Below are 22758 nucleotides of genomic sequence, written 5' to 3'. Positions count from 1 at the left end.
CGTGGACGGACGTCACCACTCGATGCCCCTCTGGCCCTTCTGACCGGCGTCCATCGGGTGCTTGATCTTGGTCATCTCGGTGACCAGGTCCGCGTACTCCACCAGCTCCTGCGGCGCGTTGCGGCCCGTGATGACCACGTGCTGGGTGCCGGGACGCCCGCGCAGCACCTCGATCACCTCGGCCACGTCTATCCAGCCCCAGTGCAGGGGGTAGGCGAACTCGTCGAGCACGTACAGCTTGTGCGTCTCGGCGGCCAGGTCGCGCTTGACCTGCTCCCAGCCCTCCTTGGCCGCCTGCTCGTTGTCGAGCTGCGCGTCGCGCTGCACCCAGGACCAGCCCTCGCCCATCTTGTGCCAGACGACGCTGCCGCCCTCGCCGGAGGCGCCGAGCACCTTCAGCGCGTTCTCCTCGCCGACCTTCCACTTCGCCGACTTCACGAACTGGAACACCCCGATCGGCCACCCCTGGTTCCAGGCGCGCAGCGCCAGCCCGAAGGCGGCCGTCGACTTGCCCTTGCCCGGGCCGGTGTGGACGAAGACGAGCGGACGGTTGCGGCGCTGACGCGTCGTGAGCCCGTCGTCCGGAACGACGGACGGCTGTCCCTGCGGCATTACGCGGCCCTCCTGGAGGTTTCGTGTGCGGTACGTACGTTCTGCACGAGCCCGGCGAGCGAGTCCGCCCGCAGCCCGTCGAGGGTCACGGCGGGCGCGCCCAGATCGGCGGCGAGCGCTCCGGCCAGCCCCAGCCGGACCGGCCCGGACTCGCAGTCCACCACCACCGAGGTGATCCCCTCGGCGGCCAGCAGGCGGGCGCTGCGCCCCGACAGCTCGCGCGGATCGCCGCCCAGGCTCCCGGCCGAGGTGGCCCGCCCGTCGGTGACGACCACGAGCAGCGGGCGCCGCGAGGGATCCCGCAGCCGCTCCAGGCGCAGCACCTCGCGGGCCTTGAGCAGCCCGGCGGCCAGCGGCGTGCGGCCCCCGGTCGGCAGCTGCTCCAGCCGGGCCGCGGCCGTGTCCACCGAGGAGGTGGGCGGCAGCGCCAGTTCGGCCCCGGCACCCCGGAAGGTGATCAGGCCGACCTTGTCGCGGCGCTGGTAGGCGTCCAGGAGCAGCGAGACGACGGCGCCCTTGACGGCGCTCATGCGCCGGCGGGCCGCCATGGAACCGGAGGCGTCGACGACGAAGAGCACGAGGTTGCCCTCGCGGCCCTCGCGGGTGGCCTGGCGCAGGTCGTCCCCGCGGATGACCAGCCCGCGCCCGGCGCGGCCGCGCGCCTTCTGGTGCGGGGCGGCCGCGTGGACGGTCGCGGCCAGGTGCAGCTTCGTCAGGTGGCCCCGGGGGCGCTGGGACCCGGTGGTGCGGCCGTGCGCGGTGCGGGCGCGCGAGCGGCGCCCGGCCGCGCCCTCGCCGAGCCCCGGCACGGTGAGGGCCTTGGTGCGGAACGGCTCGGCGGCCGCCACGGCGGGCTGCTCGGGTGCCGCGGCGCCTTGGGCGGCGGGCTGCGGAGCATCCTCGCGGGTGGTGTCGGGGGCCTCCGCGCCGTCGGGGGCCTCGGGGGCGTCCTGTGCCGGGGGCCCGTCGTGCTGCGGGGGGAGCCCGCCGCCGTCCCCGCCCGGGCCGCCGTCGCCGCCGTCGTCCGGGCCGTCGCCGTCGCCGTCGCCGCCGTCGTCCGGGCCCAGGGGCTGCGGGTCGGGCTCCGGCTCGGGCTCGTCGTCCGGGAACCCGTCCAGGATCCGGTCCAGCTGCTCCTCGTCCAGGCCCGGCGCGTCGAAGGGGTTGCGGCGACGGCGGTGGGGGAGCGCCAGCAGGGCGGCCTGCCGGACGTCCTCCTTGCGGACCTCGGTCCGTCCCGCCCAGGCCGCCAGGGCCGTCGCGGTCCGGGCCATCACGATGTCGGCGCGCATCCCGTCGACCTCGAACCCGGCGCAGGCGGCCGCGATCCACAGCAGCGCGGTGTCCCCGAGCGACACCTGCGGCAGCAGGGCGCGCGCCGCCACGACGCGGGCGCGCACCTCGTGCTCGTCCCCCGCCCAGCGGGCCGCGAAGGCCTGCGGGTCGTCCTCGTACGACAGCCGGCGCCGCACCACCTCGACGCGCTGGGCCGGCTCGCGGGAGGCCGCCACTTCGACGGTCAGCCCGAACCGGTCGAGGAGCTGCGGACGCAGCTCACCCTCCTCGGGGTTCATGGTGCCGACGAGCAGGAAGCGGGCGGCGTGGCGTACGGAGACGCCCTCGCGCTCCACGTAGGAGGCGCCCATGGCGGCGGCGTCGAGGAGCACGTCCACCAAGTGGTCGTGCAGGAGGTTGACTTCGTCGACGTACAGGATCCCGCGGTGCGCGTCGGCGAGCAGGCCGGGCTCGAAGGCCTTCACGCCCTCGGCGAGGGCCCGCTCGATGTCCAGGGCGCCGACCAGCCGGTCCTCGGAGGCGCCGACGGGCAGTTCGACCATGCGGGCCGGCCGCAGGGAGCCGGGGCCGGCCTCGTGCGGGCCGTCCGGGCACGAGGGGTCGGGAGCGGCCGGCGCACAGGAGAACCGGCAGCCGGGCACGACGTCCACCTGCGGCAGCAGCACGGACAGCGCGCGCACGGCGGTGGACTTGGCGGTCCCCTTCTCACCGCGCACGAGCACCCCGCCGACCGCGGGGCTCACGGCGTTGAGCAGCAGGGCCAGCCGCAGGTCGTCCTGCCCGACGACGGCCGAGAACGGAAAGTGGGCGCTGCTCATGAGACGGTCACTCCTTCGAGTGGCTTGCGGGGGACATCGGTGCCGCCGTGCCGGCGGCCCGCCGTGCCGGACGCGCCGGCCGCGCCGGACGCGCCCGTCACGGCGCGCCCGGGGGGAGGAACGGGAGGCCCGCCGGGGCGCCCCCCTCGATCAGACGGAGCAGGGCGTCGGTGTCGGCGTGCTCGGCGATCAGGTCGCCCAGCAGGTCCAGCTGCTCCTCGCGCAGCGCCGCGAACGAGGTGTCCGGCGCGGGCACGAACCGGCGCCCCGCCGCCGAGGCCACCTCGCGCAGGAACGCCCGCCGGAAGCCGTCCGACTCCAGCGAGCCGTGCCAGTGCGTGCCCCACACGGACCCGACCCGGCACCCGTCCAGGAAGGGTTCCCCGCCCAGCACCTCGGCCACGCCGTGGTGGATCTCGTACCCCTCGACCGGCTCGCCGAGGGCCGTGCCCACCGGCCGGGCCAGGGTCTTCTCCCGCGCGAAGCGCACGCGCACCGGGAGCAGCCCCAGGCCCGCGACCGCCCCGGCCTTCGACTCGACCTCGTCCTCGATGTGCTCCCCGAGCAGCTGGAAGCCGCCGCAGACGCCCAGCACCGGGCGGCCCTCCGCGGCCCGCCGGACCAGGGCGTCCGCCAGTCCGCGCGCGCGCAGCCACTCCAGGGCCTTCACGGTGCCCCGGGTGCCCGGTACGACGACCAGGTCCGCGTCGGTCAGTTCCTCGGCCCGGTCCACGAACCGCACGACCACGCCCGGCTCCGCGGCCAACGCGTCGACGTCGGTGAAGTTCGACATCAGCGGCACCGCGCACACCGCGACCCGCAGCACGTCCTCGCCCACCGGCGGCGCCACCGCGGACTCGCGCACCGCGCCCCGCAGGGACACGCGCAGGCCGTCCTCCTCGTCGATGCCGAGGCCGTGCCGGAACGGCAGCACCCCGTACGTGGACCGGCCGGTCAGCCCGCGCAGCATCTCCATGCCGGGCTCCAGCAGGGACACGTCGCCCCGGAACTTGTTGACCAGGTAGCCCGCGATCAGCGACTGGTCCTCGGGGGAGAGCAGCGCCGTCGTCCCGAAGAAGGAGGCGAACACCCCGCCCCGGTCGATGTCGCCGACCACGACCACCGGGAACCGCGCGGCCCGCGCGATGCCCATGTTCACGATGTCGGTCCGGCGCAGGTTGATCTCCGCCGGACTGCCCGCCCCCTCGCAGATCACGGCGTCATACGTGCCCCGCAGCTGCTCCAGGCAGTCCGTGACGATGCCGAGCAACTGCTCCTGGCGCCCGCCGTGGTAGCCGCGGGCGCTCATCTCGCCCACCGGCTTGCCGAGCAGCACCACCTGGCTGCTGCGGTCGCTGCCCGGCTTGAGCAGCACGGGGTTCATCAGGGCCGTCGGCTCCACCCGCGCGGCCTGCGCCTGCATGGCCTGGGCGCGGCCGATCTCGGCGCCCTCGCGGGTCACGAAGGAGTTGAGGGACATGTTCTGGGCCTTGAACGGGGCCACCTTCACGCCCTGCCGCGACAGCCAGCGGCAGATGCCCGCCGTGACGACGCTCTTGCCCGCGTCCGAGGTCGTACCGGCGACCAGCAGTCCGCCGACGCGCCGCGCGCCGTTCATGCGCGTCCCTTCCGTGTCGAGGTGAGGCGGGAGGCCAGCGCCCGGCCCGCCACGCAGGTGCCCAGGGCCAGCCAGGTCACCCGCCGCGAGAGGCGTACCGCCCGGTCGATGTCGGCGACCTCCACGGGCCGCCCGGCCGCGCCGTTGAGGACCGCACGGTGCTCGACCCGTCCGCCGTAGGACAGGGTCCCGCCGAGGCGGACCCCCAGGGCCCCGGCGAAGGAGGCCTCCACCGGGCCCGCGTTGGGGCTCGGGTGGGCGGCGGCGTCCACTCGCCAGGCCCGTACGGCTCCCCGCCGGTCGGGACCCGCGGCCACGGCGGCGAGCGCCGTCAGCCGGGCCCCGGGCCAGCCGGCCAGGTCGTCGAGCCGGGCGGAGGCCCAGCCGTAGCGCAGGTGACGGGGGGACTTGTGGCCCACCATCGCGTCGAGGGTGTTCACGGCGCGGAAGGCGAGCAGGCCGGGGACCCCGGCGAGGGCGCCCCACACCAGTGCGCCGACCACCGCGTCGGAGGTGTTCTCCGCGACGGACTCCACGACGGCCCGCGCCATCTGCGGCCCGTCCAGGGCCTGCGGGTCGCGCCCGCACAGGTGGGGCAGGCGTTCACGGGCGACGTCGGTGTCGCCGACGGCGAGCGCTCCGCCGATCGCGCGGGCCTCCCGCCCCAGCGAGGTGCCGCCGACGACGGCCCAGGTGGCGGCGGCGGTCAGGGCGATCCGGGCGGCCGCGGGCCGGGAGCGCACGGCGCGGGCGCCGAGCGCGCCGACTGCGGCCGCGCCCCCGGCGCAGATCAGGGTGTGCAGGACGCCCCGGGCGCGGTCGTCGCGCCACAGGGCGCTCTCGACGGCGGCGGCGGCTCGTCCGAAGGCGGCCACGGGGTGCCCTCGGCGCGGATCCCCGAGGATCCGGTCGCCGATCAGGCCCGCCGTGGCGCCGTACGCGAAGACGCGGTCGGCACGCATGGTGGCAGGTAGGTCCTCACTCAGGGTCCGCGCCCTGGTTCGACGTGTCCGGCGGCGAGAGTTCCTGGCTCCCGGGGCCCCGCACGCGCCGCGTGCGCTCCCCGGTGACAGTGGCGGGACCGCGCCGGATTCGCACCGGACTTCCTCTCCATGCCGCCGTATTGGCTCGGGCAGTCCACCACGCCCCGCGAACGCCCGTCAACTTGCTGTTGACCTGCGGCGGGACGGGAGACGAAGGGGAGGCGCGGGTACGCGAAAGCTCCCCCCGGGATTCCGGGGGGAGCCCTCGCGCGCTCGGGTGCGGGCCGGGTCAGCTGACGATCAGGTAGATCCCGTAGCCGACGGCCACCGCGCAGAGCGCGAAGCAGGCGTAGGCGCCGCTGCGGGCCAGGGTGGCTGCCCCGCCCCGCTCGGTGGCGGCTTCGTGCTTGGACAGGCCCACCAGGCCCAGGGTGAACAGGGCCACGAGGGCGACGGTGGCGGAGAGGCTGACCCCGAAGACGGAGCCGAGTGCTGCCCAGTCGATCTTCATACTGCCGTTTCCTCTGTCGTTCTCGGGGTCAGACCGCCGCGGCCGGGGCCGCGGGGGCCGCCGTCGCGGCCGGGATGGTGGCCTTGAGGGCTTCGTCGGTGACCTCGGCCGTGGTCGCGGCCGCGGTGGCGCCCGCGGTCGGCGGGACGGCCACGGCCGCGATGGCGGTGGTGACCACGCCGGGCTGTTCGGCGCCGGACGCGGCGGGAGCGGCGTCGGCCCCGTTGACGTTGGTGTGGTCGACGACCTGGCGGCGGGAGATCACCCAGATGGCGAAGCAGGAGGCGACCAGGAAGAGCGCGACAGCGGCGACGCCGACGTCACCGGTGCGCATGACCAGTTCGGCGCCCGAGGCGACCAGGGCCGCGGCCGGCAGGGTCAGGCCCCACGCGATGAACATGCGGGTGGCGGTGGACCAGCGGACCACACCGCCCTTGCGGCCCAGGCCCGCGCCCATGACCGCGCCCGAGCAGGCGTGGGTCGTGGAGAGGGAGAAGCCGAGGCTGGAGGAGGCCAGGATGACGCTGGCGGCCGAGGTCTGGGCGGCGAAGCCCTGCTGCGGCTGGAGGTCGGTCAGGCCGCTGCCCATGGTGCGGATGATGCGCCAGCCGCCCAGGTAGGTGCCCATCGCGATCGCCATGCCGGCGGAGACGATGACCCAGACCGGCGGGTTGGAGCCGGGCGCGAGCGCGCCGCCGGCGACCAGGGCCAGGGTGATGATGCCCATCGTCTTCTGCGCGTCGTTGGTGCCGTGCGCGAGGGAGACGAGTCCGGCGGAGGCGATCTGACCGGCCTTGTAGCCCTTGGCCGAGGTCTTCTCGCCGATGTTCCCGCCGAGCTTGTACGTCAGCTTGGACGCCAGCATCGCGGCCGCACCGGCCACGATCGGCGCGGCGACCGCGGGGAGCAGCACCTTGGTGACGAGCGTGCCGCCGTTGACGGCACCGAGGCCGGCGGAGGCGACGGCCGCGCCGACCAGGCCGCCCATCAGGGCGTGCGAGGAGCTCGACGGCAGTCCGACCAGCCAGGTCACCAGGTTCCAGAGGATCGCGCCGACGAGGGCGGCGAAGATCACTTCCGGCTGGATGCCTTCTTCGTTGACGAGGCCCTTGGAGATCGTCTTGGCGACCTCCACGGACATGAACGCGCCGACCAGGTTGAGCACGGCGGACATGGCCACCGCCGTCTTGGGCTTGAGGGCGCCGGTCGAGATGGTGGTGGCCATCGCGTTGGCCGTGTCGTGGAAACCGTTCGTGAAGTCGAACACGAGAGCGGTGATGATCACGATCCCGAGGAGAAGCGTTATGTGCTCCATTTACCCAGGCTTCTGTTTGACGTCAGTGGCTCGGCGACCGTAGGCAACCTGAGTGAACGGAAGGTGAACTGACGCGGGACGGATGGTGTCCCGGCCAACGGCGCGATCGGGTCGTTGGTCCCGATTCTGTCGTAGATATGCGGATTCACCCATGTCAGGGCCGGGTGACGGGAGCCGGCCCCCGGGCTGCGCGGCCGGTCCGTACGCCCCCGCGCGCCGGGGAAAGAGAGGTAGATCACCCTGCTTCCCGCGCGGCGGTGCCAGCCCCCTTGATCACCTTCCGGATCGGGTTCCGGATCGCCTTCCGGAACGTCTTCCGGTGGCCCGCCCGCCCCCGCGCGCCGACACTGGAGCCGTGCGTACCGCCACAGCGACGGCAGCGGCCGTCACCACCAGCCTGATCGGTGCCGGAGCGGCCGCCGTCGCGGCCGCCCGGTACGCCGCCGACTCCGCACTGCGCGTGGAACCGGGCCGCCCGCTGCCCGGCAGCCCCCGGCTCAGCGTCCACTCCACCGCCGCCGGACGCGTCGTGCTCACCCGCTCCCTGGCCTCCCTGCGCCCGGGCACCTACGGACTGACCGCGCCCGGGGTGCACGCCGTGGTGGGCCCGGTGCTCGACGGGGTCCCGCCCCGCCCCGACACCGTCGTGCGCCGCCTGGTCGCCGTCACCCACGGCAGCCTCGACCCCGGTACCCGGGTCACCCTCACCCCCGAGGTCCACCTCGGGAACCCGCGCACCGCCCTCGGCCTCGACCACGCCGACGTGGACGTCCCCGGGGAGCTCGGGCCGCTGCCCGCCTGGTTCGTGCCCGCGGCCCGGGACACCTGGGTGATCACCGTGCACGGACTGGGAGCCGGCCGGGAGCACCCCATGGTGGTCATGCCCTTCCTGCACCGCCTGCGGCTGCCCGTACTGGACCTCTCCTACCGCGGCGACCTCGGCGCGCCCGCCTGCCCCGACGGCGTCGGCCACCTCGGCGAATCGGAGTGGCGGGACCTGGACGCCGCCATCCGCTACGCCGTGCGCTACGGAGCCCGGCGGGTGATCCTGCACGGCTGGTCCACCGGGGCGGCCATGGCCCTGCACGCCGTCGAGCGCTCGGCCCTGGCCGGCCGGATCTCGGGACTCGTGCTGGACTCGCCCGTCCTGGACTGGCACGCCACCCTGCGCGCCCTCGTCGCCGCCCGCCGCACCCCCGCCCCGCTGGTCCCGCTCGCCGTGCGCGCCGCCGAGGGCCGGGCGGGGCTGCGCGTCGACCGCCGCCCGCCGGGCTCGGACCCCGCCGCCCTGCGCGTCCCCGTCCTGCTCTTCCACGGCCCCGACGACACCCTGGCCTCCTGGGAACCCTCCCGCCGGCTCGCCGCCGCCCGGCCCGACCTGGTCGTGCTGCAGACCGTCCGGGAGGCGGCGCACGGGGCGATGTGGAACGCCGACCCCGCCCGGTACGAGGAGGCGCTGCGCCGCTTCCTCGTGCCGCTCATGTGATCACTTGTGTGAAGGGGCTGTGGCGGACGGGGCGGGGTGGGCGTATTGCCCCGGTTCGTTCCCTCGCTGACCTGTGGAAACGACTGGTTCCGTTTGGGCTTTCGGCCAGTGACGGGCGAGACTGCTTCCGTGACGTCCCGAAAGCCTGATGAGCAGTTGGCTCGCGACTCCAGACTCCGACTCGTCTCCCCGCGCTCCGTCGCCACGGCGCGCAAGGCGGTGACCGACCGGCGAACCCGGACGGCCCCCCGTCCTCCGGCGGGCACCCCCGCCACGGCGGACCTGGCGAACCGGGCCCGCGCCTCCCTCGCGGACGCGGTACGGCTGGCCCGCTGGGCCGAGCAGAACCTCGGAGCCGGCGACGGCGGACGGCCCGCCCCGGCGGCCGCGCTGCCCGCCGCCGACGTCGAACGCGCCGCCGCGCAACTGTCCCTGACGCACGGCCAGATCCGGGTCGGCTGGGACCGCGCCCGGCTCTCCGGCCTCGTCGAGGTGCACGGCGGCCACGCCCGGCCCGGCTGGCGGCTGCGCGCCTGGGACCGCGACGACACCGCCGTGCTGCGCGGCTGGGTCGCCCTCTTCGACGCCTGGTCGCTCGTCCACCCGGCCCCCGCCGACATCGCCCCCTCGGCCGTCGCCGAAGTGGTCGAGGCGATGCCCCAGCTCCTGTCGCTGCTCCAGCTCTCGGCCGGTCCCGTGACCGTCCCGGACCTGCTGGACCTCCTCGGGCAGCGGGTCACCGAACTGCGGGGCGAGCGCTGCGAGGTCCCCTACGGTCCGCAGCCGGCCCCCGGCTCCGCCGCCGCGCTCGCCGAGAGCCGCCCGGTCCCGCTCGCCCGGCTGCTGCGCTGGGCGCTGGGCGGACTCGCCGCCGTGGACGCCGTCATCCTCGGCCCCGCCCGGGCCACCCTGACCCCGCTCGGCAGCTGGGCCGTCTGGGTCAAGCTGGAGCAGATCTGCGTCGCCGCGCAGAGCCCGGCCGGCAACATCGAGCAGTCCGCCGCCGCGATGCTGCACGGCTGCGCCCGGCTCACCCCCGGTCCGGCCCGCGCCGAGTACCAGGCCTGGCTGGCCGCCCGCCCCGTCGGCCACGCCGTCAGCGAGCTGCTGCACGCGGCCCGCGGTGAGGACGCCCTCCTGCGCGGCCTGGCCTTCGAGGCCCTGCGCGTGGTCGGCGCCCCCGCCGAACCCGAGGTCCGCGCGGCCGTCCGGGACCCCGCGCTGCGCCCCTACGCCCTGCTCTGGCTCGCCGTGCACGACGGGGTCGATCCCGACGAGGCCCAGGACGTGCTGACCCGGGAGGAGTCGACCTGGCTCTGGGTCGACACGGCCGCCGCCATCGCCGACCACGGGGAGGCCGACCTGCTGGCCCGCCACCTCGACTCGGCCGTCCGCACCACCGTGCCCCGCCTGCTGGACGAGGTCCGCGCCGTCGGCCACCCCCGCACCGTGCAGGTGCTGGTCGCCCTGGCCGCCGCCCACCCCGACCCGGCCCTGGCCAAGGCCGTCCGGCGGGCCGCCTTCCAGGTCCACACCGGCGGCGCGTAGCCGCGTACGGGCGCACGCGCCGCGGGATCACACCTGCGGCGCGTACGTCCCGAAGCTCCAGACGTTGCCCTCGCCGTCCCGGGCCATGTAGTCCCGCGAGCCGTACTCCTGGTCGGTGGGCTCCATCAGGATCTCCACGCCGTGCTCCACGGCCCGCCGGTGGTGGGCGTCCACGTCGTCCACCACCACGTAGACCCCCGCGGGCCCGGCGTCCGCCATGACGGTGTCGAAGGCCCCGCCCCGCCCCTTGCTGCCGAGCATCACCGCCCCGCTTCCGTACGAGAGCTCCGCGTGCATCACCGAGCCGTCGTCACCCTCGTACACCGCGACCTGGGTGAATCCGAAGGCCTCGGTCAGCAGCCGGATCGCCGCCTTGGCGTCGCGGTAGAGCAGGGTCGGAAAGACGGTCGGAACGCCTGCCATGACGATCACTCCCTCTCGTGAGCGTGCGCGTGTGACTCACGCCACAGCATGGCAGGGAGCGGCGGCGGTCAGCGGAAGGTGTTGCACTGGGCCATGTCGCCCGTGCGGTAGCCCTGGTAGAACCACTGCTGGCGCTGCTCGGCCGAGCCGTGGGTCCAGGACTCCGGGGTGACCCGGCCCTGGAACTTCTCCTGGATCCGGTCGTCGCCCACCGCGGCCGCCGCGTCCAGACCGTCGCGGATGTCCTGCTCGGTGAGACTGGTGATCAGCGGCCGTCCCGTGGTCTTGTCCGGGGTCTTCGTCGCGTTGTGCGCCCAGACCCCCGCGTAGCAGTCGGCCTGGAGCTCCACCTTCACCGCGTTGCTGTTGGCGCCCTGCTGCCCGTCCTGGGCCCGCCGGAGCGTCCCGGTCAGGTTCTGGATGTGGTGGCCGTACTCGTGGGCGACGACGTACGCCTGGGCGAAGGGGCCGCCGCTGGCGCCGAACTTCGTCCGCAGCTCGTCGAAGAAGCCCAGGTCCAGGTAGACCTGCCGGTCGGCGGGGCAGTAGAAGGGGCCGACCGCCGCGGTGGCCGCGCCGCACGCGGTGTTCACCCGTCCGGTGAAGAAGACCGTGGAGGCCGGGCTGTACTGCCCGCCCCGCCGCTGGAACTCCTGTTTCCAGAAGTCCTGGGTGCTGTTGATCACCGCGACCAGCCGGCAGTCCTCCCGCGTGTTGGCGTCCTGCCCGGTCCGGCAGGCCTGCTGCACCTGGGCGGCCGAGGAGGAGGTCGCCACCGGCTGCGGGGAGCCGTCCGACAGCCCCAGCTGCTCCGGACCCACCCCGAAGAGCAGGCCCATGACCAGGGCGATCAGGCCGACGATGCCGCCGCCGACCGTGGCCCTCCCGCCCGGGATGCGGCTCCCGCGCACGTCCTTGACCTCGGAGGTGTCCAGATTGGCGTCGTCGTCGAACTGCATACCGCACCGCCTCGTGTCCCGTGGCCGCCCCTGCGGCGAGTATCAACCCCTTCATCCTCATACGCGTCCCGGCGCCCCGGGAGGGCCCCTGGGCCGAACGGGCGACGGGAGGGCCCGAAAAGTTGTTGCGCACCCCCGGTAGAATGAATCCATGGCAAATCTCCTCGCGGATTAGCGGCGTCGAAGCAACGCGCGTCCTGCCCCCCTTCCGCCGTCCCCACCGCCCTGGAGTATTTCCGTGATCACCGCCACCGGCGTCGAGCTGCGCGCCGGCGCCCGCATCCTCATCGAGTCCGCCTCCTTCCGCGTCGCCAAGGGCGACCGCATCGGCCTCGTCGGCCGCAACGGAGCGGGCAAGACCACCCTCACCAAGTGCCTCGCGGGCGAGGGCCAGCCCGCCGCCGGCGCCATCGCCCGCTCCGGCGAGGTCGGCTACCTGCCGCAGGACCCCCGGACCGGCGACCTCGACGTGCTCGCCCGCGACCGGATCCTCTCCGCCCGCGGACTCGACGTACTGATCAAGAAGATGCGCATGAACGAGGAGCGCATCGCCACCGGCACCGGCGGCACCCGTGACAAGGCGATGAAGCAGTACGAGCGCCAGGAGACGGAGTTCCTGACCAAGGGCGGGTACGCCGCCGAGGCGGAGGCCGCCACCATCTCGGCCGCCCTCGGCCTGCCCGACCGGGTCCTCGGCCAGCCCCTGCACACCCTCTCCGGCGGTCAGCGCCGCCGCGTCGAGCTCGCCCGGATCCTCTTCTCGGACGCCGACACCCTGCTCCTCGACGAGCCGACGAACCACCTCGACGCCGACTCGATCGTCTGGCTGCGCGACTACCTGAAGAACTACCGCGGCGGCTTCATCGTGATCTCCCACGACGTCGACCTGGTCGAGACGGTCGTCAACAAGGTGTTCTACCTGGACGCCAACCGCGCGCAGATCGACGTCTACAACATGGGCTGGAAGCTCTACCAGCAGCAGCGCGAGGCGGACGAGAAGCGCCGCAAGCGCGAGCGCCAGAACGCCGAGAAGAAGGCCGCGGCCCTGAACTCGCAGGCCGACAAGATGCGCGCCAAGGCGACCAAGACCGTCGCCGCGCAGAACATGGCCAAGCGCGCCGACCGTCTGCTCGCCGGTCTGGACGCCGTCCGCGTCTCCGACAAGGTCGCCAAGCTGCGCTTCCCCGACCCGGCCCCCTGCGGCAAGACCCCGCTGACCGCCGAGGGCCTGTCGAAGTCGTACGGCTCGCTGGAGATCTTCACGGACGTCGACCTGGCCATCGACAAGGGCTCCCGCGTGGTCATCCTCGGCCTCAACGGCGCGGGCAAGACCACCCTGCTACGGCTGCTCTCGGGCACCGAAAAGCCCGACACCGGCACGGTCGTGCCCGGCCACGGCCTCAAGCTCGGGTACTACGCACAGGAGCACGAGACCCTCGACCCCGAGCGCACGGTCCTGGAGAACATGCGCTCCTCGGCGCCCGACCTGGACCTGGTCTCCGTGCGCAAGACGCTGGGCTCGTTCCTCTTCTCCGGCGACGACGTCGACAAGCCCGCGGGCGTGCTCTCCGGCGGTGAGAAGACCCGGCTGGCCCTGGCCACGCTCGTCGTCTCCTCCGCCAACGTGCTGCTCCTCGACGAGCCCACCAACAACCTCGACCCGGCCAGCCGCGAGGAGATCCTCGGGGCCCTGCGCACCTACAAGGGCGCGGTCATCCTCGTCACCCACGACGAGGGCGCCGTCGAGGCCCTGGAGCCGGAGCGGATCATCCTGCTCCCGGACGGGGTCGAGGACCTGTGGGGCCCGGACTACCGGGACCTCGTCGCCCTCGCCTGACGGAGCCCCGCGAGGGCCCGTCCGGCGGGCCCGGGGCCGCTGATCCAATTCCTTATGGATCATTCGGCTCAGACGTGATCCATCATCTGAGTGAGACGGTCTCGTACCGTCGCGCCCTGTACGACGGCCTCCGCCGCCTTCTTTCCGGATGTGCGCCGGGGGTCGCTCCCTTTCTGCGCCCGGCCGCTGACCAGGCGATTCCTCTTGACCGTGGGGAAGTGTGACGCAGGTCATGCGGCGGAAGAGAAGATTCCGTTCTGCTGAGGTGTCCAGCGTCCGGGAAATGCCGTCGCACCGACCTTGCTGAATGGGTGGCCAGGAAGCCGGGGAGGGGTGATCATGAGAAGTCCAGAGCGCACTTCCCACGAGGAGGCACGGGTGGCCGAGACTCTGAAGAAGGGCAGCCGGGTAACCGGCGCCGCGCGCGACAAGCTCGCGGCAGACCTGAAGAAGAAGTACGACTCCGGTGCGAGTATCCGGGCGCTGGCCGAAGAGACCGGCCGGTCCTACGGATTCGTCCACCGGATGCTCAGCGAGTCCGGAGTCACGCTGCGTGGTCGCGGTGGCGCGACGCGCGGCAAGAAGGCGGCTGCGGCCTGACCCCGGCCGTCAGGCCGGGGCCGGCGCCGGAGGCGCGCGACACGCTCCGTTCGGATCCGCCGTGCGGTTCCACGGGTGCGTCCACGGTTCTTTTCCACGCACGGTTCCTTCGGTGACCCCCGGTCGGCCAGCTGGCCGACCGGGTGGTTACTGTGCAGTCACTTAGGCCGAGCACGCGGCCGCGACTGCACACCGGAGGCACCAGATGGCTCTGCTCGACAAGGACGGCGTACGGCTCACCATCGACGACACGGTCGCGACGGTGACCCTGACCAATCCGGCCAAGCGAAACGCTCAATCCCCCGCGCTCTGGCGGGCGTTGGCGGAGGCCGGACGGTCACTGCCGGGCACCGTCCGGGTCGTCGTGCTGCGCGGCGAGGGCACGTCCTTCTCCGCAGGGCTCGACCGGCAGGCGTTCACCCCCGAAGGCTTCGAGGGCGAGCCGTCCTTCCTCGACCTGGCCCGCGGATCCGACGCGGACCTCGACTCCACCATCGCCGAGTACCAGGAGGCGTTCACCTGGTGGCGGCGCAACGACATCGTCTCCATCGCCGCCGTGCAGGGGCACGCGATCGGCGCCGGCTTCCAGCTCGCGCTCGCGTGCGACCTGCGGGTGGTCGCGGACGACGTGCAGTTCGCCATGCGCGAGACCAGCCTGGGCCTGGTCCCCGACCTGGGCGGCACCCAGCCGCTGACCGCCCTGGTCGGCTACGCCCGCGCGCTCGAAATCTGTGCGACGGGCCGCTACGTGCACGCCGAAGAGGCCGAGCGGGTGGGCCTCGCCAACCTGGTCGTCCCGGCCGGCGAACTCGACGCCGCCGTCCAGGACCTCGCCTCCGCCCTCGTGGCCCCGCCGCGCGACGCCGTCATCGAGACCAAGGCGCTGCTGCGCGACGCGGGCTCCCGCACCTACGAAGACCAGCGCGCCGCCGAGCGCGCCGCCCAGGCGCGCCGGCTGCGCGACCTGGCGGGCCTCTCCGACTGACCCGACCGACCCGTACCGCCCCCGCGCACGCCCCGTACGCCGCCGCCCCGGCCGGCCGGATCCGGAAGATCCGGACCGGCCGGCCGGTGTCGTCCCGGGGCGCGCACGGGGGCGGGCGCTTACGGTGGACGGGAGTCCACAGTCCGTACGGCGCGAAAGGACCACCAGCGATGACCGAATCCGCACCAGGGGGTTTTGCCAAGGACCCCGCAGAGCGCGGCCGCACCTCCATCGCCGACGGGGTGGTCGAGAAGATCGCCGGGCTGGCCGCCCGCGAGGTGGCCGGAGTCCATGCCATGGGCAGCGGCAGCGGTCTCTCCCGTACCTTCGGCGCCGTCCGGGACCGGGTGCCCGGCGGCTCGAAATCCGCCGTCAGCCGCGGGGTCAAGGCCGAGGTCGGCGAGGTCCAGACGGCCCTCGACCTGGAAATCGTCGTCGATTACGGCGTGTCGATCCGGGACGTGGCCCGGGCGGTCCGTGAGAACGTGATCTCGGCGGTCGAGAGGATGACGGGCCTGGAGGTCGTCGAGGTCAACATCGCGGTCAGCGACGTCAAGCTGCCCGACGAGGAGGACGAAGAACCCGAGTCCCGGCTCCAGTAGCCGAGAGGAGCCACGCACATGAGCATGGCGGTCGCCGGCCTGCTGGCCGGCATGGCACTCGGCTTCGCCGGATACTTCGGCGGCTTCGGGGCCTTCCTTCTGGTGGCGGCGCTCGGCGCCGTCGGATTCGTCGTCGGCAGGTTCCTCGACGGGGACCTCGATCCCGGCGACCTGCTGCGCCCGCGGGGCCGTGACGACCGGCGCGGGCCCCGATGAGCGGCACCGCCCCGCGGGCCACACCACCCCTGGTGCCGGCCGCCGACCGCGGGGCCACCCGGATCGCCGACCGGGTCGTGGCCAAGATCGCCTCCCGGGCCGCCCGGGAGGCCCTCGACGCCCCGCCCGGCAACGGCCCGCACGCGGTCGTCACCGTCCACCACGACATCGCACGCGTACGGGTGAGCCTGGAGCTCGCCTACCCCTCGGACCTCGCCGCGCAGTGCGCGGCCGTCCGCCGCCTCGTCGCGCTCCGCATCGAGGAATGCGCGCAGCTGACGGTCCCCGAGGTCGGCATCGACATCGAACACCTGCGCCCCGCCACCCCCTTCCGGCCGGCCCCCGCCGGGCGGGACCGGCGGCTGCGGTGACGGCCGCGCCGCGGCTGCGCTCCGCCCGGCGGATCCCGGCCGCGCTCACGGCGCTGGCCGTCCTCGCCGTGGCGGGGCTGTTCCTCTACGACCTGGCCGCCGTACGGGCCCACCGGCCCGGGATGCGCTGGCGCCGCGAACTCGCCGCCCAGCTGGAGCGGCACACCCCGGCCGACACCGAAGTGCTGGTGGCGGGCGGAGTCCTGGCCCTGGCCGGGGCGCTGCTCCTGCTGCTGGCCTGCGCCCCCGGGCTGCGCGGACTGCTGACGATGCGCGCCGAGCCGGGGGTCCGGGCCGGGATCCGGCGCAAGGCGGCGGCCCTGGTGCTGCGGGACCGGGCCATGGAGGTCTCCGGGGTCCGGTCGGTGCGGGTGCGGATGGGCCGTGGCCGCGTCGGCGTCCGGGCGACCTCGCACTTCCGCGAACTGGACGACGTACGGGCCGACCTGGACGCCGTCCTCGCCGTCGGCATCGAGGAACTGGGCCTCGCGCACCCGCCGCGGCCCCGCGTCCGGGTCAGGAGGTAGCGGCATGCTCGGGGTGGTGAACCGGATCCTGCTGGCGCTCGCCGGGCTGGTCCTGCTGGCGGCCGGAGTCTGCCTGCTGACCGCGGCCCGGCCCCTCGGCGGTCGCCACGCCCCGCTGCTCACGGCCGCGACGCGGCACCGGTACGGGCGGGCCGAGGGCTGGCCGTGGTGGGCACTGCTCGCCGGGCTCGCGCTGTGCGTGCTGCTCGCGCTGTGGTGGCTGCTGGCGCAGCTGCGCCGCTCGCGCCTCGCCGAGCTGCCCGTGGACACCGGCGACGGGTCCTTCGCCGTGCTGCGCGGCCGCGCCCTGGAGTCGGCGGTGGCCGCCGAGGCGGGGGCGCTGGCCGGGGTGGCCGGCTGCCGGGTCGCGCTGCGCGGCCGGCGCGGCTCCCCGACCCTGCGCGTGGCGCTCGAACTCGAACCCCACGCCGTGCCCGCCGACGCGCTGGCGGGGCTCGCCGGCCCCATACTCACCCACGCCCGCACCTCGGCGGGCCTGCCCGGACTTCCGGCCGAGGCCCGCCTGAAGGTCACGGGCCACCAGGCGCGGCGGGTCAGTTAGGCGGCGCCCCCCGTACGGGCGTCAGAAGCCGTGGCGGGCGCCGCCGTCGACCGGGAGCATCACGCCCGTGAGGTACGAGGCCGCCGGGGACAGCAGGAAGGCGGCCGTGCGGCCGAACTCCCGGTCCGTGCCGTACCGGCGCAGCGGGATGCGGGACTCGTTGCCCGCCCGGGCCGCGTCCGCGTCGCCGGACAGCGCGTCCAGCTCCCGCACCCGGTCGGTGTCGATCCGGGCCGGCAGCAGCCCGACCACGCGGATCCCGCGCGGGCCCAGCTCCACCGACAGGGACTTCGCGAAGCCCGCGAGCCCCGGCCGCAGGCCGTTGGAGATGGTCAGGCCGGGGATCGGTTCGTGGACGGAGCCGGACAGCACGAAGCCGATGACCCCGCCCTCGCCGAGTTCGGCCGCCGCCGCCCGGGCCAGGCGGACCGCGCCCAGGAACACCGTCTCGAAGGCGGCCGCCCACTGCGCGTCGGTGTTGTCCGCGGCCCCGCCGGGCGGCGGGCCGCCGACGCTGATGAGGATGCCGTCGAAACGGCCGAAGCGCTCCCTGGCGGTGGTCACCAGCCGGGCCGCCGCCTCCGGGTCGGAGTTGTCCGCCGCCACGCCGAGCGCGTCCGGGCCGAGCTCGGCGGCCGCGTCGGCGGCCCGCTTCGCGTCCCGGCCGGTCAGTACGACCTTCGCCCCGTCGGCGGTCAGTTCCCGGGCGGTGGCGAAGCCGAGCCCCCGGGTGGCTCCGGTGACGACGTAGACGCGGTCCTTCAGTCCAAGATCCATGCGGCCCACGCTACGCCGGAGCGGGCTCCAGCGGCACGGCCTTCGCGGCGGCTTCCTCACGGTCGCGCTTCTCCCGGCGGACCATGACCACCCATCCCACCGGCACCGCCGCGGCGAACAGCCACCACTGCACGGCGTAGGCCATGTGCGGGCCGATCGAATCGTGGTCGGGTTCCGCGACCGCCTGCGGGCTGCCGTCCGGCGGGAGCGGGGCGGTCAGTTCCAGGTACCCGCCGAGGACGGTACGTCCCGTCGCGGCGGCCTGCTGCTCGCTGTTGATGAGCATCACCTGGCGGTCCGGGAGGCCCTTGCGGTCCTTGATCCCGCTGTCGCCGCTGGTCTCGTCGGCCTTCAGCCGGCCGGTCACGGTGACCTCGCCCGCGGGCGCGGCCGGCACCGGCGGGTAGGCCCGGGGGTCGTCGCCGCCCGCCACCCAGCCGCGGTTGACCAGGACCGTCCGGCCGTCGCCCAGCACCAGCGGGGTCACGACCTGGAAGCCGACCTTGCCGTCGTTCGAGGTGCGCATCCGCACGACGACCTCGTGCGCGGTGTCGTAGGTGCCGGTGGCGGTGACGGCGCGCCAGAAGTCGGCCCTCGGCACGGTGTGGCCGGGCGAGGTGGCCTCGGTCATCGGCACGGGCTTCGCGTACAGGTTCTTCGCGATCAGCTCGTTCTGCGCGACCCGGTGCTCATGGCGGTGGAACTGCCAGAACCCCAGCTTGATCATCGCGGGGATGAGGACCAGGGCGATGAGGGTGAGGCACACCCACTGCCGGGTCAGGACGAAGCGGTACACACCCACGACGGTACCCGGAACGAGGAGGACCCCGGCGGCCGGGTGGCCCTCCGGGGTCGGGGCGGAACGCGGGTGCGGGGCGGGGACGCCGGCGCGGCGGCGCGGGAGGGGAACTCAGACGCGGTCGGTGATGCCCACCTTCCCCTCCGCGCGGGCGCAGTGCGCGCCGCAGAACCACTGGCCCTCGACCTCGACGCCCTGCCCGATGATCTGGACCCGGCAGTGCTCGCAGATGGGCGCCATGCGGTGGATGGCGCAGGAGAAGCAGTCGAAGACGTGCACGGCGCCCTGCGCGTGCACTTCGAAGGACATCCCGTAATCGTTTCCGCAGACCTCACAACGTGCCATGCGCCGCATGCTGCGCACGGCGGCCCACCGGAACAAGATCCACCGGGGTGAGTCGCCGCCCCTGCACCCGGCCGGAGCAACGCGCGCCGCTCCTACTCCTCCCGCGCGGGAGCCACGTCCCGCAGCAGCTGGGTGAAGGCCGCCTCGTCCACCACCGGGGTGCCGAAGGCCTTCGCCTTGACGGTCTTCGAGGTCGAGGAGCCGGGGTCGTTGGTCACCAGCAGGCTGGTGAGCCGCGACACGCTCGTCGCGACGTGCAGCCCCGCCTCCACCGCGCGGTCCTCCAGCAGCTCCCGGTCCACCGAGGTGTCGCCGGAGAACGCCACGCGCATGCCCTGCTTGAGCGGAGCGCCGTCCTCGAAGCGGCCCGGGTTGGGGTGCGGGCACGGCGGCCGCTTGCGCGAGGCCCGCCAGCTGCCCGAGCCGCCGTACGAGGCCTGGTGGCCGATCCGGGGCGTGACGGGGGAGTCGGACCACTCCGTCAGCGGCCGGCACTCCAGCAGGGGCAGCCGTACGCCGTCCCGCGCGGCCGCGTGCAGTGACGGACGGAACGCCTCCGCGAGCACCCGGGCGTCGTCGAGGGCGTGGTGGGCGCGCTGCTGGACCACGCCGAAGTGCGCGGCCAGCGACTCCAGCTTGTGGTTGGGCAGCGGGAGGTCCAGTTCCTTCGACAGGGCGATGGTGCACAGGCGCTGACGCACCGGTGCGGTCGCGGCGGCCCGCGCGTACTCGCGGGCGATCATCTGCCAGTCGAAGATCGCGTTGTGCGCGACGAGCACCCGGTCGGCGAGCCGGCCCGCGAACTCCTCGGCGATGTCCTCGAAGAGGGGCGCGTCGGCGAGCATCTCGCTGGTGAGCCCGTGGATCCAGACGGGACCGGGGTCCCGGCGCGGGTTGACCAGGGTGTACCAGTGGTCCTCCACGTTGCCCCGGGCGTCGAGCCGGTAGACGGCCGCGGACACGATCCGGTCGTCACGAGCGAGCCCGGTGGTCTCCACGTCGACGACCGCGTACCCCTGGGGATACGCGGTCGGCCACGTCGTGTCTGCGGTCGTACGGTCGTCGAGCATGGTCACAGAGGATATCGGCCCGGACCGACAGCCGTGTCCCCGCGGCCGTGCGGCCCGGGTCCGACCGCCGTGCGGTCCGGGTCACGGCGGCGTCAGCAGGGCCCGTACGAGGGCCCGTACCGACAGCAGGAACAGCCGTTCCGGATCGGCCGGGCGGGACAGGGCGCGGGCGAGGGCCGGGTCGTCGGGTGCCGCGGCGGGATCCCACAGCTCCTCCTCGGCCGGGGACTGCGCGGGGGAGCGCTCGCGGTTGCGCTCGACCAGCAGGAAGCCGACGATCTGGAACTGGACGGCGCGCACGGCGTCGGCGGCCCGCGCCCCGCGCAGCCCGGCGGCGTGCACCTCGTGGACCAGGGCCTGCTGGGCGGGCAGGAACATCCGCTCGGTGAGCCCTCGTTCGTGGACCATCGCGATCAGGTGCGGGCGCCCGCGCAGTTCGCGGCGCAGGATCCGGGCCACCGACTCGATCCGGGCGGCGGGCGTGCGGCCGACGGGACGGACGGCCCCCATCTCCTGGACGGTGCGTTCCACGAGGGCGTCGAGGAGCGACTCCCGGTTGCCGACGTGCCAGTAGATGGAGGTCACCGCGGTGCCCAGCTCGGCGGCCAGCCCCCGCATGGTCAGGGCGGCCGGGCCGTGCCGCCTGACCAGCGAGGCGGCCGCCGCCAGCACCTCCTCGCGGGTCAGCGCGTTCCTCGTCATCGGCCGCTCACCAATCTGTCGGTCCGTCAGTTCTGGTGTGTGCACGGGTCTTTACCCTTCATCGGCGGCGGTGTAACTGTGTTACAGACCGACCGAAGGAGGGTGCGATACATGGCACGCGTACGGTACGGAGCGCGCACCGAGGCCGAGATGGCGGCGTCGCGCGAGAAGAGTTCGAAGCTCCCCGACATCTGGTCCACCGGGGTCGTGGCCGTCTGGGAGAGCGACCCGGACGTGGTGGCGGCGGTCCTGCCGCCGCCGCTGAAGCCCGCCGAGCGGCCCCTGGTACGGGCCAACATCAGCAAGGTCGACCTGCCCGGATACCCGCTCGGCGCCGGCTCGGTGGCCGTCGCCGCCCGGCACGGCGGGGTCGAGGGCTGGTACCCGCTGGTCATGCCGATGACGCACGAGCGGGCCCTGACCGGCGGCCGCGAGGTGTTCGGCGAGCCGAAGAAGCTCGGGGAGGTGACCGTCGAGCGCGAGGGGCTCGTCGTACGGGCCGCGCTCGCCCGGCACGGCATCGCCTTCGTCGAGGTGCGCGGGGCCGTGGACCGGGCCCTGCCGCTGCCCGAACCGGTCCGCAAGACCGACTTCTACTTCAAGTTCCTCCCGGCCGTCGACGGTTCGGGCTTCGAGGCCGACCCGGTGCTGGTGCACTGCACGCGCAACGAGAAGGTCCGCAAGCTGGAGCACATCACCGGTGACGTGGTCCTGCGCGAGTCGATGTACGACCCCGTCGCCGACCTCCCCGTCCGCCGCGTCGTCGAGATCACCATCGGTGAGAAGACGAGCGACCAGCAGGGCCGGGCCGTCGAGCGGGTCAGCGCCCAGGCCCTGCTCCCGTACATCCACCAGCGCTACGACGACCCCATGCAGATCCTCGACGGACCGCCCGAGGGGAGCGTCTGACATGCGGCTCGAACCCGGACAGGTGGCCGTCGTCACCGGCGCCGCCGGCGGCATCGGCCTCGCCATGGCCCGCCGCTTCGCCGCCGAGGGCCTGAGGGTGGTCCTCGCCGACGTGGAGGAGGCGGCCCTGCGCGAGGCCGCCGGCGAACTCGCCGCGGAGGGGGCCGAGGTCCTGGCCCGGGTCGTCGACGTCAGCGACCGCGACTCGGTGCTCTCCCTCGCCGACGCGGCCTACGACGCCTTCGGCGCGGTCCACGTGCTCTGCAACAACGCGGGCGTCGGCTCCGGCGCCGAGGGGCGGATGTGGGAGCACGAGCCCAACGACTGGAAGTGGGCCTTCTCCGTCAACGTCTGGGGCGTCTTCCACGGCATCCAGGCCTTCGTCCCCCGGATGATCGCGTCCGGCGTCCCCGGGCACGTCGTCAACACCTCCTCCGGCGACGGCGGCATCGCCCCCCTGCCCACCGCGTCCGTCTACGCCGTCACCAAGGCCGCCGTGGTCACGATGACCGAATCCCTCTACGCCCACCTGCGGGCGGAGGGCGCCTCCGTCGGCGCCTCCGTCCTCTTCCCCGGACCGCACATGCTGCGCACCGGGCTGTGGGAGTCCCACCGCAACCGGCCCGAGCGCTACGCGAAGGAGCGGCCGCGCAGGTCCCCCTACCGCAGCCTCGACCAGTACGAGGCCGCCATGAAGCAGGCCGGCCACGAGGTGCACTTCACCCCGGTCGAGGACGTCGCCGCGCACGTCGTCGACGGCATCCGCGCGGACCGCTTCTGGATGCTCCCCGCGAGCGAGCACAGCGACCGGCAGATCCGCGCCCGGTCGCGGTCCATGCTCGACCGTGCGAACCCCGCCTATCTGGAGAGCTTCATCCTCGACTGAG

At 74.1% G+C, this 22758-nt stretch carries 25 protein-coding genes and 1 riboswitch; of the genes, 12 read left to right on the top strand and 13 right to left on the bottom strand.

All coding sequences use genetic code 11. The features are described 5' to 3' along the window. Positions 1–12 precede the first annotated feature (12 nt). The 6 genes from cobO to ACGFXC_RS20510 form a co-directional block, all read right to left on the bottom strand. Positions 13–612: a cob(I)yrinic acid a,c-diamide adenosyltransferase gene (gene cobO, locus ACGFXC_RS20535; protein ID WP_393714732.1), complete on the bottom strand. Its 600-nt coding sequence runs from the start codon at positions 610–612 to the stop codon at positions 13–15. Continuing rightward, on the bottom strand, positions 612–2726 hold the full coding sequence (locus ACGFXC_RS20530) for a putative cobaltochelatase (RefSeq protein WP_393714730.1): 2115 nt from the start codon (positions 2724–2726) through the stop codon (positions 612–614). The genes cobO and ACGFXC_RS20530 overlap by 1 nt, the downstream gene beginning before the upstream one ends. A gap of 97 nt (positions 2727–2823) precedes the next feature. After that, on the bottom strand, positions 2824–4344 hold the full coding sequence (locus ACGFXC_RS20525; protein ID WP_393714728.1) for a cobyric acid synthase: 1521 nt from the start codon (positions 4342–4344) through the stop codon (positions 2824–2826). Continuing rightward, the gene (locus tag ACGFXC_RS20520) at positions 4341–5306 is read right to left on the bottom strand and encodes a cobalamin biosynthesis protein (protein WP_393714726.1); all 966 of its coding nucleotides are present in this window, start codon (positions 5304–5306) and stop codon (positions 4341–4343) included. The genes ACGFXC_RS20525 and ACGFXC_RS20520 overlap by 4 nt, the downstream gene beginning before the upstream one ends. A 58-nt stretch (positions 5307–5364) precedes the next feature. Continuing rightward, positions 5365–5454: riboswitch (cobalamin riboswitch) on the bottom strand. Positions 5455–5616: 162 nt separating this feature from the next. Then, complete coding sequence (locus ACGFXC_RS20515) at positions 5617–5838, bottom strand: hypothetical protein (RefSeq protein ID WP_393714725.1); 222 nt, start codon at positions 5836–5838, stop codon at positions 5617–5619. A gap of 28 nt (positions 5839–5866) precedes the next feature. Continuing rightward, positions 5867–7153, bottom strand: coding sequence for an anion permease (locus tag ACGFXC_RS20510; RefSeq protein WP_393714723.1), 1287 nt, complete (start codon positions 7151–7153; stop codon positions 5867–5869). A 355-nt stretch (positions 7154–7508) separates the two neighbouring features. Here ACGFXC_RS20510 and ACGFXC_RS20505 point away from each other — a divergent pair, with 355 nt between their 5' ends. Beyond that, on the top strand, positions 7509–8639 hold the full coding sequence (locus ACGFXC_RS20505; RefSeq protein WP_393714721.1) for an alpha/beta hydrolase: 1131 nt from the start codon (positions 7509–7511) through the stop codon (positions 8637–8639). Between the two features lie 129 nt (positions 8640–8768). Then, a complete protein-coding gene (locus ACGFXC_RS20500) occupies positions 8769–10187 on the top strand; it encodes a hypothetical protein (protein WP_393714719.1) in 1419 nt (472 codons plus the stop codon). 27 nt (positions 10188–10214) lie between these two features. Here ACGFXC_RS20500 and ACGFXC_RS20495 read toward each other — a convergent pair whose 3' ends face one another. Both ACGFXC_RS20495 and ACGFXC_RS20490 read right to left on the bottom strand, forming a co-directional pair. Further along, complete coding sequence (locus tag ACGFXC_RS20495) at positions 10215–10610, bottom strand: VOC family protein (RefSeq protein ID WP_393714717.1); 396 nt, start codon at positions 10608–10610, stop codon at positions 10215–10217. Positions 10611–10678: 68 nt separating this feature from the next. Next, a complete protein-coding gene (locus tag ACGFXC_RS20490; RefSeq protein ID WP_393714715.1) occupies positions 10679–11569 on the bottom strand; it encodes a neutral zinc metallopeptidase in 891 nt (296 codons plus the stop codon). A 238-nt stretch (positions 11570–11807) separates the two neighbouring features. Between ACGFXC_RS20490 and ACGFXC_RS20485 the strand changes: the two genes are divergently transcribed. The 8 genes from ACGFXC_RS20485 (at position 11808) to amaP (ending at position 17269) form a co-directional block, all read left to right on the top strand. Next, a complete protein-coding gene (locus tag ACGFXC_RS20485; RefSeq protein ID WP_351816297.1) occupies positions 11808–13406 on the top strand; it encodes an ABC-F family ATP-binding cassette domain-containing protein in 1599 nt (532 codons plus the stop codon). Between the two features lie 378 nt (positions 13407–13784). Next, entirely contained in the window at positions 13785–14006 is a 222-nt protein-coding gene (locus ACGFXC_RS20480; protein WP_007263382.1) for a helix-turn-helix domain-containing protein, read from the top strand. A gap of 205 nt (positions 14007–14211) precedes the next feature. Continuing rightward, positions 14212–14991, top strand: a complete 780-nt coding sequence (locus tag ACGFXC_RS20475) for an enoyl-CoA hydratase/isomerase family protein (RefSeq protein ID WP_393714713.1) — start codon at positions 14212–14214, stop codon at positions 14989–14991. Between the two features lie 170 nt (positions 14992–15161). Continuing rightward, on the top strand, positions 15162–15593 hold the full coding sequence (locus ACGFXC_RS20470) for an Asp23/Gls24 family envelope stress response protein (RefSeq protein WP_393714711.1): 432 nt from the start codon (positions 15162–15164) through the stop codon (positions 15591–15593). A gap of 18 nt (positions 15594–15611) precedes the next feature. After that, positions 15612–15809 carry a hypothetical protein gene (locus ACGFXC_RS20465; RefSeq protein ID WP_393714710.1) on the top strand — a complete coding sequence of 66 codons (198 nt, stop codon included), beginning with the start codon at positions 15612–15614 and terminating at the stop codon, positions 15807–15809. Further along, entirely contained in the window at positions 15806–16180 is a 375-nt protein-coding gene (locus tag ACGFXC_RS20460) for a hypothetical protein (protein WP_393714708.1), read from the top strand. The genes ACGFXC_RS20465 and ACGFXC_RS20460 overlap by 4 nt, the downstream gene beginning before the upstream one ends. Then, positions 16075–16707 (top strand): DUF6286 domain-containing protein, encoded by a 633-nt coding sequence (locus ACGFXC_RS20455; protein ID WP_393714706.1) that lies wholly within the window; start codon positions 16075–16077, stop codon positions 16705–16707. Before ACGFXC_RS20460 ends, ACGFXC_RS20455 begins: the two co-directional genes overlap by 106 nt. 4 nt (positions 16708–16711) lie before the next feature. Beyond that, positions 16712–17269 carry an alkaline shock response membrane anchor protein AmaP gene (amaP, locus tag ACGFXC_RS20450; protein WP_393714704.1) on the top strand — a complete coding sequence of 186 codons (558 nt, stop codon included), beginning with the start codon at positions 16712–16714 and terminating at the stop codon, positions 17267–17269. Positions 17270–17290: 21 nt separating this feature from the next. Here amaP and ACGFXC_RS20445 read toward each other — a convergent pair whose 3' ends face one another. From ACGFXC_RS20445 to ACGFXC_RS20425, 5 genes are all read right to left on the bottom strand, one after another. Beyond that, positions 17291–18046, bottom strand: coding sequence for an SDR family oxidoreductase (locus tag ACGFXC_RS20445; protein WP_393714703.1), 756 nt, complete (start codon positions 18044–18046; stop codon positions 17291–17293). A 10-nt stretch (positions 18047–18056) separates the two neighbouring features. Beyond that, on the bottom strand, positions 18057–18842 hold the full coding sequence (locus tag ACGFXC_RS20440) for an SURF1 family protein (RefSeq protein ID WP_393714701.1): 786 nt from the start codon (positions 18840–18842) through the stop codon (positions 18057–18059). Positions 18843–18956: 114 nt separating this feature from the next. Next, positions 18957–19190: a hypothetical protein gene (locus ACGFXC_RS20435; protein WP_215031936.1), complete on the bottom strand. Its 234-nt coding sequence runs from the start codon at positions 19188–19190 to the stop codon at positions 18957–18959. A gap of 92 nt (positions 19191–19282) precedes the next feature. Beyond that, entirely contained in the window at positions 19283–20260 is a 978-nt protein-coding gene (locus ACGFXC_RS20430) for a DEDDh family exonuclease (protein ID WP_393714699.1), read from the bottom strand. 81 nt (positions 20261–20341) lie between these two features. Beyond that, on the bottom strand, positions 20342–20962 hold the full coding sequence (locus tag ACGFXC_RS20425) for a TetR/AcrR family transcriptional regulator (RefSeq protein WP_393714697.1): 621 nt from the start codon (positions 20960–20962) through the stop codon (positions 20342–20344). A 111-nt stretch (positions 20963–21073) separates the two neighbouring features. Here ACGFXC_RS20425 and ACGFXC_RS20420 point away from each other — a divergent pair, with 111 nt between their 5' ends. Both ACGFXC_RS20420 and ACGFXC_RS20415 read left to right on the top strand, forming a co-directional pair. Then, a complete protein-coding gene (locus ACGFXC_RS20420) occupies positions 21074–21871 on the top strand; it encodes an acetoacetate decarboxylase family protein (protein WP_393714695.1) in 798 nt (265 codons plus the stop codon). Between the two features lies 1 nt (position 21872). Next, positions 21873–22757, top strand: coding sequence for an SDR family NAD(P)-dependent oxidoreductase (locus ACGFXC_RS20415; RefSeq protein ID WP_393714693.1), 885 nt, complete (start codon positions 21873–21875; stop codon positions 22755–22757). Position 22758 lies beyond the last annotated feature (1 nt).

The sequence above is a fragment of the Streptomyces sp. NPDC048507 genome (assembly GCF_043199995.1).
GTDB lineage: Bacteria > Actinomycetota > Actinomycetes > Streptomycetales > Streptomycetaceae > Streptomyces.
The sequence above is the reverse complement of the archived record's forward strand: the minus strand, read 5'-3'. Positions and strand labels throughout refer to the sequence as shown.

Excerpts from the sequence above, each read along its gene's own strand:
- ACGFXC_RS20520 (WP_393714726.1), bottom strand. The coding sequence starts at position 5,306 with ATGCGTGCCGACCGCGTCTTCGCGTACGGCGCCACGGCGGGCCTGATC.
- ACGFXC_RS20525 (WP_393714728.1), bottom strand. The coding sequence starts at position 4,344 with ATGAACGGCGCGCGGCGCGTCGGCGGACTGCTGGTCGCCGGTACGACC.
- ACGFXC_RS20420 (WP_393714695.1), top strand. The coding sequence starts at position 21,074 with ATGGCACGCGTACGGTACGGAGCGCGCACCGAGGCCGAGATGGCGGCG.
- cobO (WP_393714732.1), bottom strand. The coding sequence starts at position 612 with ATGCCGCAGGGACAGCCGTCCGTCGTTCCGGACGACGGGCTCACGACG.
- ACGFXC_RS20470 (WP_393714711.1), top strand. The coding sequence starts at position 15,162 with ATGACCGAATCCGCACCAGGGGGTTTTGCCAAGGACCCCGCAGAGCGC.
- ACGFXC_RS20490 (WP_393714715.1), bottom strand. The coding sequence starts at position 11,569 with ATGCAGTTCGACGACGACGCCAATCTGGACACCTCCGAGGTCAAGGAC.
- ACGFXC_RS20475 (WP_393714713.1), top strand. The coding sequence starts at position 14,212 with ATGGCTCTGCTCGACAAGGACGGCGTACGGCTCACCATCGACGACACG.
- ACGFXC_RS20430 (WP_393714699.1), bottom strand. The coding sequence starts at position 20,260 with ATGCTCGACGACCGTACGACCGCAGACACGACGTGGCCGACCGCGTAT.
- ACGFXC_RS20435 (WP_215031936.1), bottom strand. The coding sequence starts at position 19,190 with ATGGCACGTTGTGAGGTCTGCGGAAACGATTACGGGATGTCCTTCGAA.
- ACGFXC_RS20425 (WP_393714697.1), bottom strand. The coding sequence starts at position 20,962 with ATGACGAGGAACGCGCTGACCCGCGAGGAGGTGCTGGCGGCGGCCGCC.
- ACGFXC_RS20460 (WP_393714708.1), top strand. The coding sequence starts at position 15,806 with ATGAGCGGCACCGCCCCGCGGGCCACACCACCCCTGGTGCCGGCCGCC.
- ACGFXC_RS20415 (WP_393714693.1), top strand. The coding sequence starts at position 21,873 with ATGCGGCTCGAACCCGGACAGGTGGCCGTCGTCACCGGCGCCGCCGGC.
- ACGFXC_RS20465 (WP_393714710.1), top strand. The coding sequence starts at position 15,612 with ATGAGCATGGCGGTCGCCGGCCTGCTGGCCGGCATGGCACTCGGCTTC.
- ACGFXC_RS20530 (WP_393714730.1), bottom strand. The coding sequence starts at position 2,726 with ATGAGCAGCGCCCACTTTCCGTTCTCGGCCGTCGTCGGGCAGGACGAC.
- ACGFXC_RS20445 (WP_393714703.1), bottom strand. The coding sequence starts at position 18,046 with ATGGATCTTGGACTGAAGGACCGCGTCTACGTCGTCACCGGAGCCACC.
- ACGFXC_RS20495 (WP_393714717.1), bottom strand. The coding sequence starts at position 10,610 with ATGGCAGGCGTTCCGACCGTCTTTCCGACCCTGCTCTACCGCGACGCC.
- ACGFXC_RS20510 (WP_393714723.1), bottom strand. The coding sequence starts at position 7,153 with ATGGAGCACATAACGCTTCTCCTCGGGATCGTGATCATCACCGCTCTC.
- amaP (WP_393714704.1), top strand. The coding sequence starts at position 16,712 with ATGCTCGGGGTGGTGAACCGGATCCTGCTGGCGCTCGCCGGGCTGGTC.
- ACGFXC_RS20515 (WP_393714725.1), bottom strand. The coding sequence starts at position 5,838 with ATGAAGATCGACTGGGCAGCACTCGGCTCCGTCTTCGGGGTCAGCCTC.
- ACGFXC_RS20455 (WP_393714706.1), top strand. The coding sequence starts at position 16,075 with ATGCGCGCAGCTGACGGTCCCCGAGGTCGGCATCGACATCGAACACCT.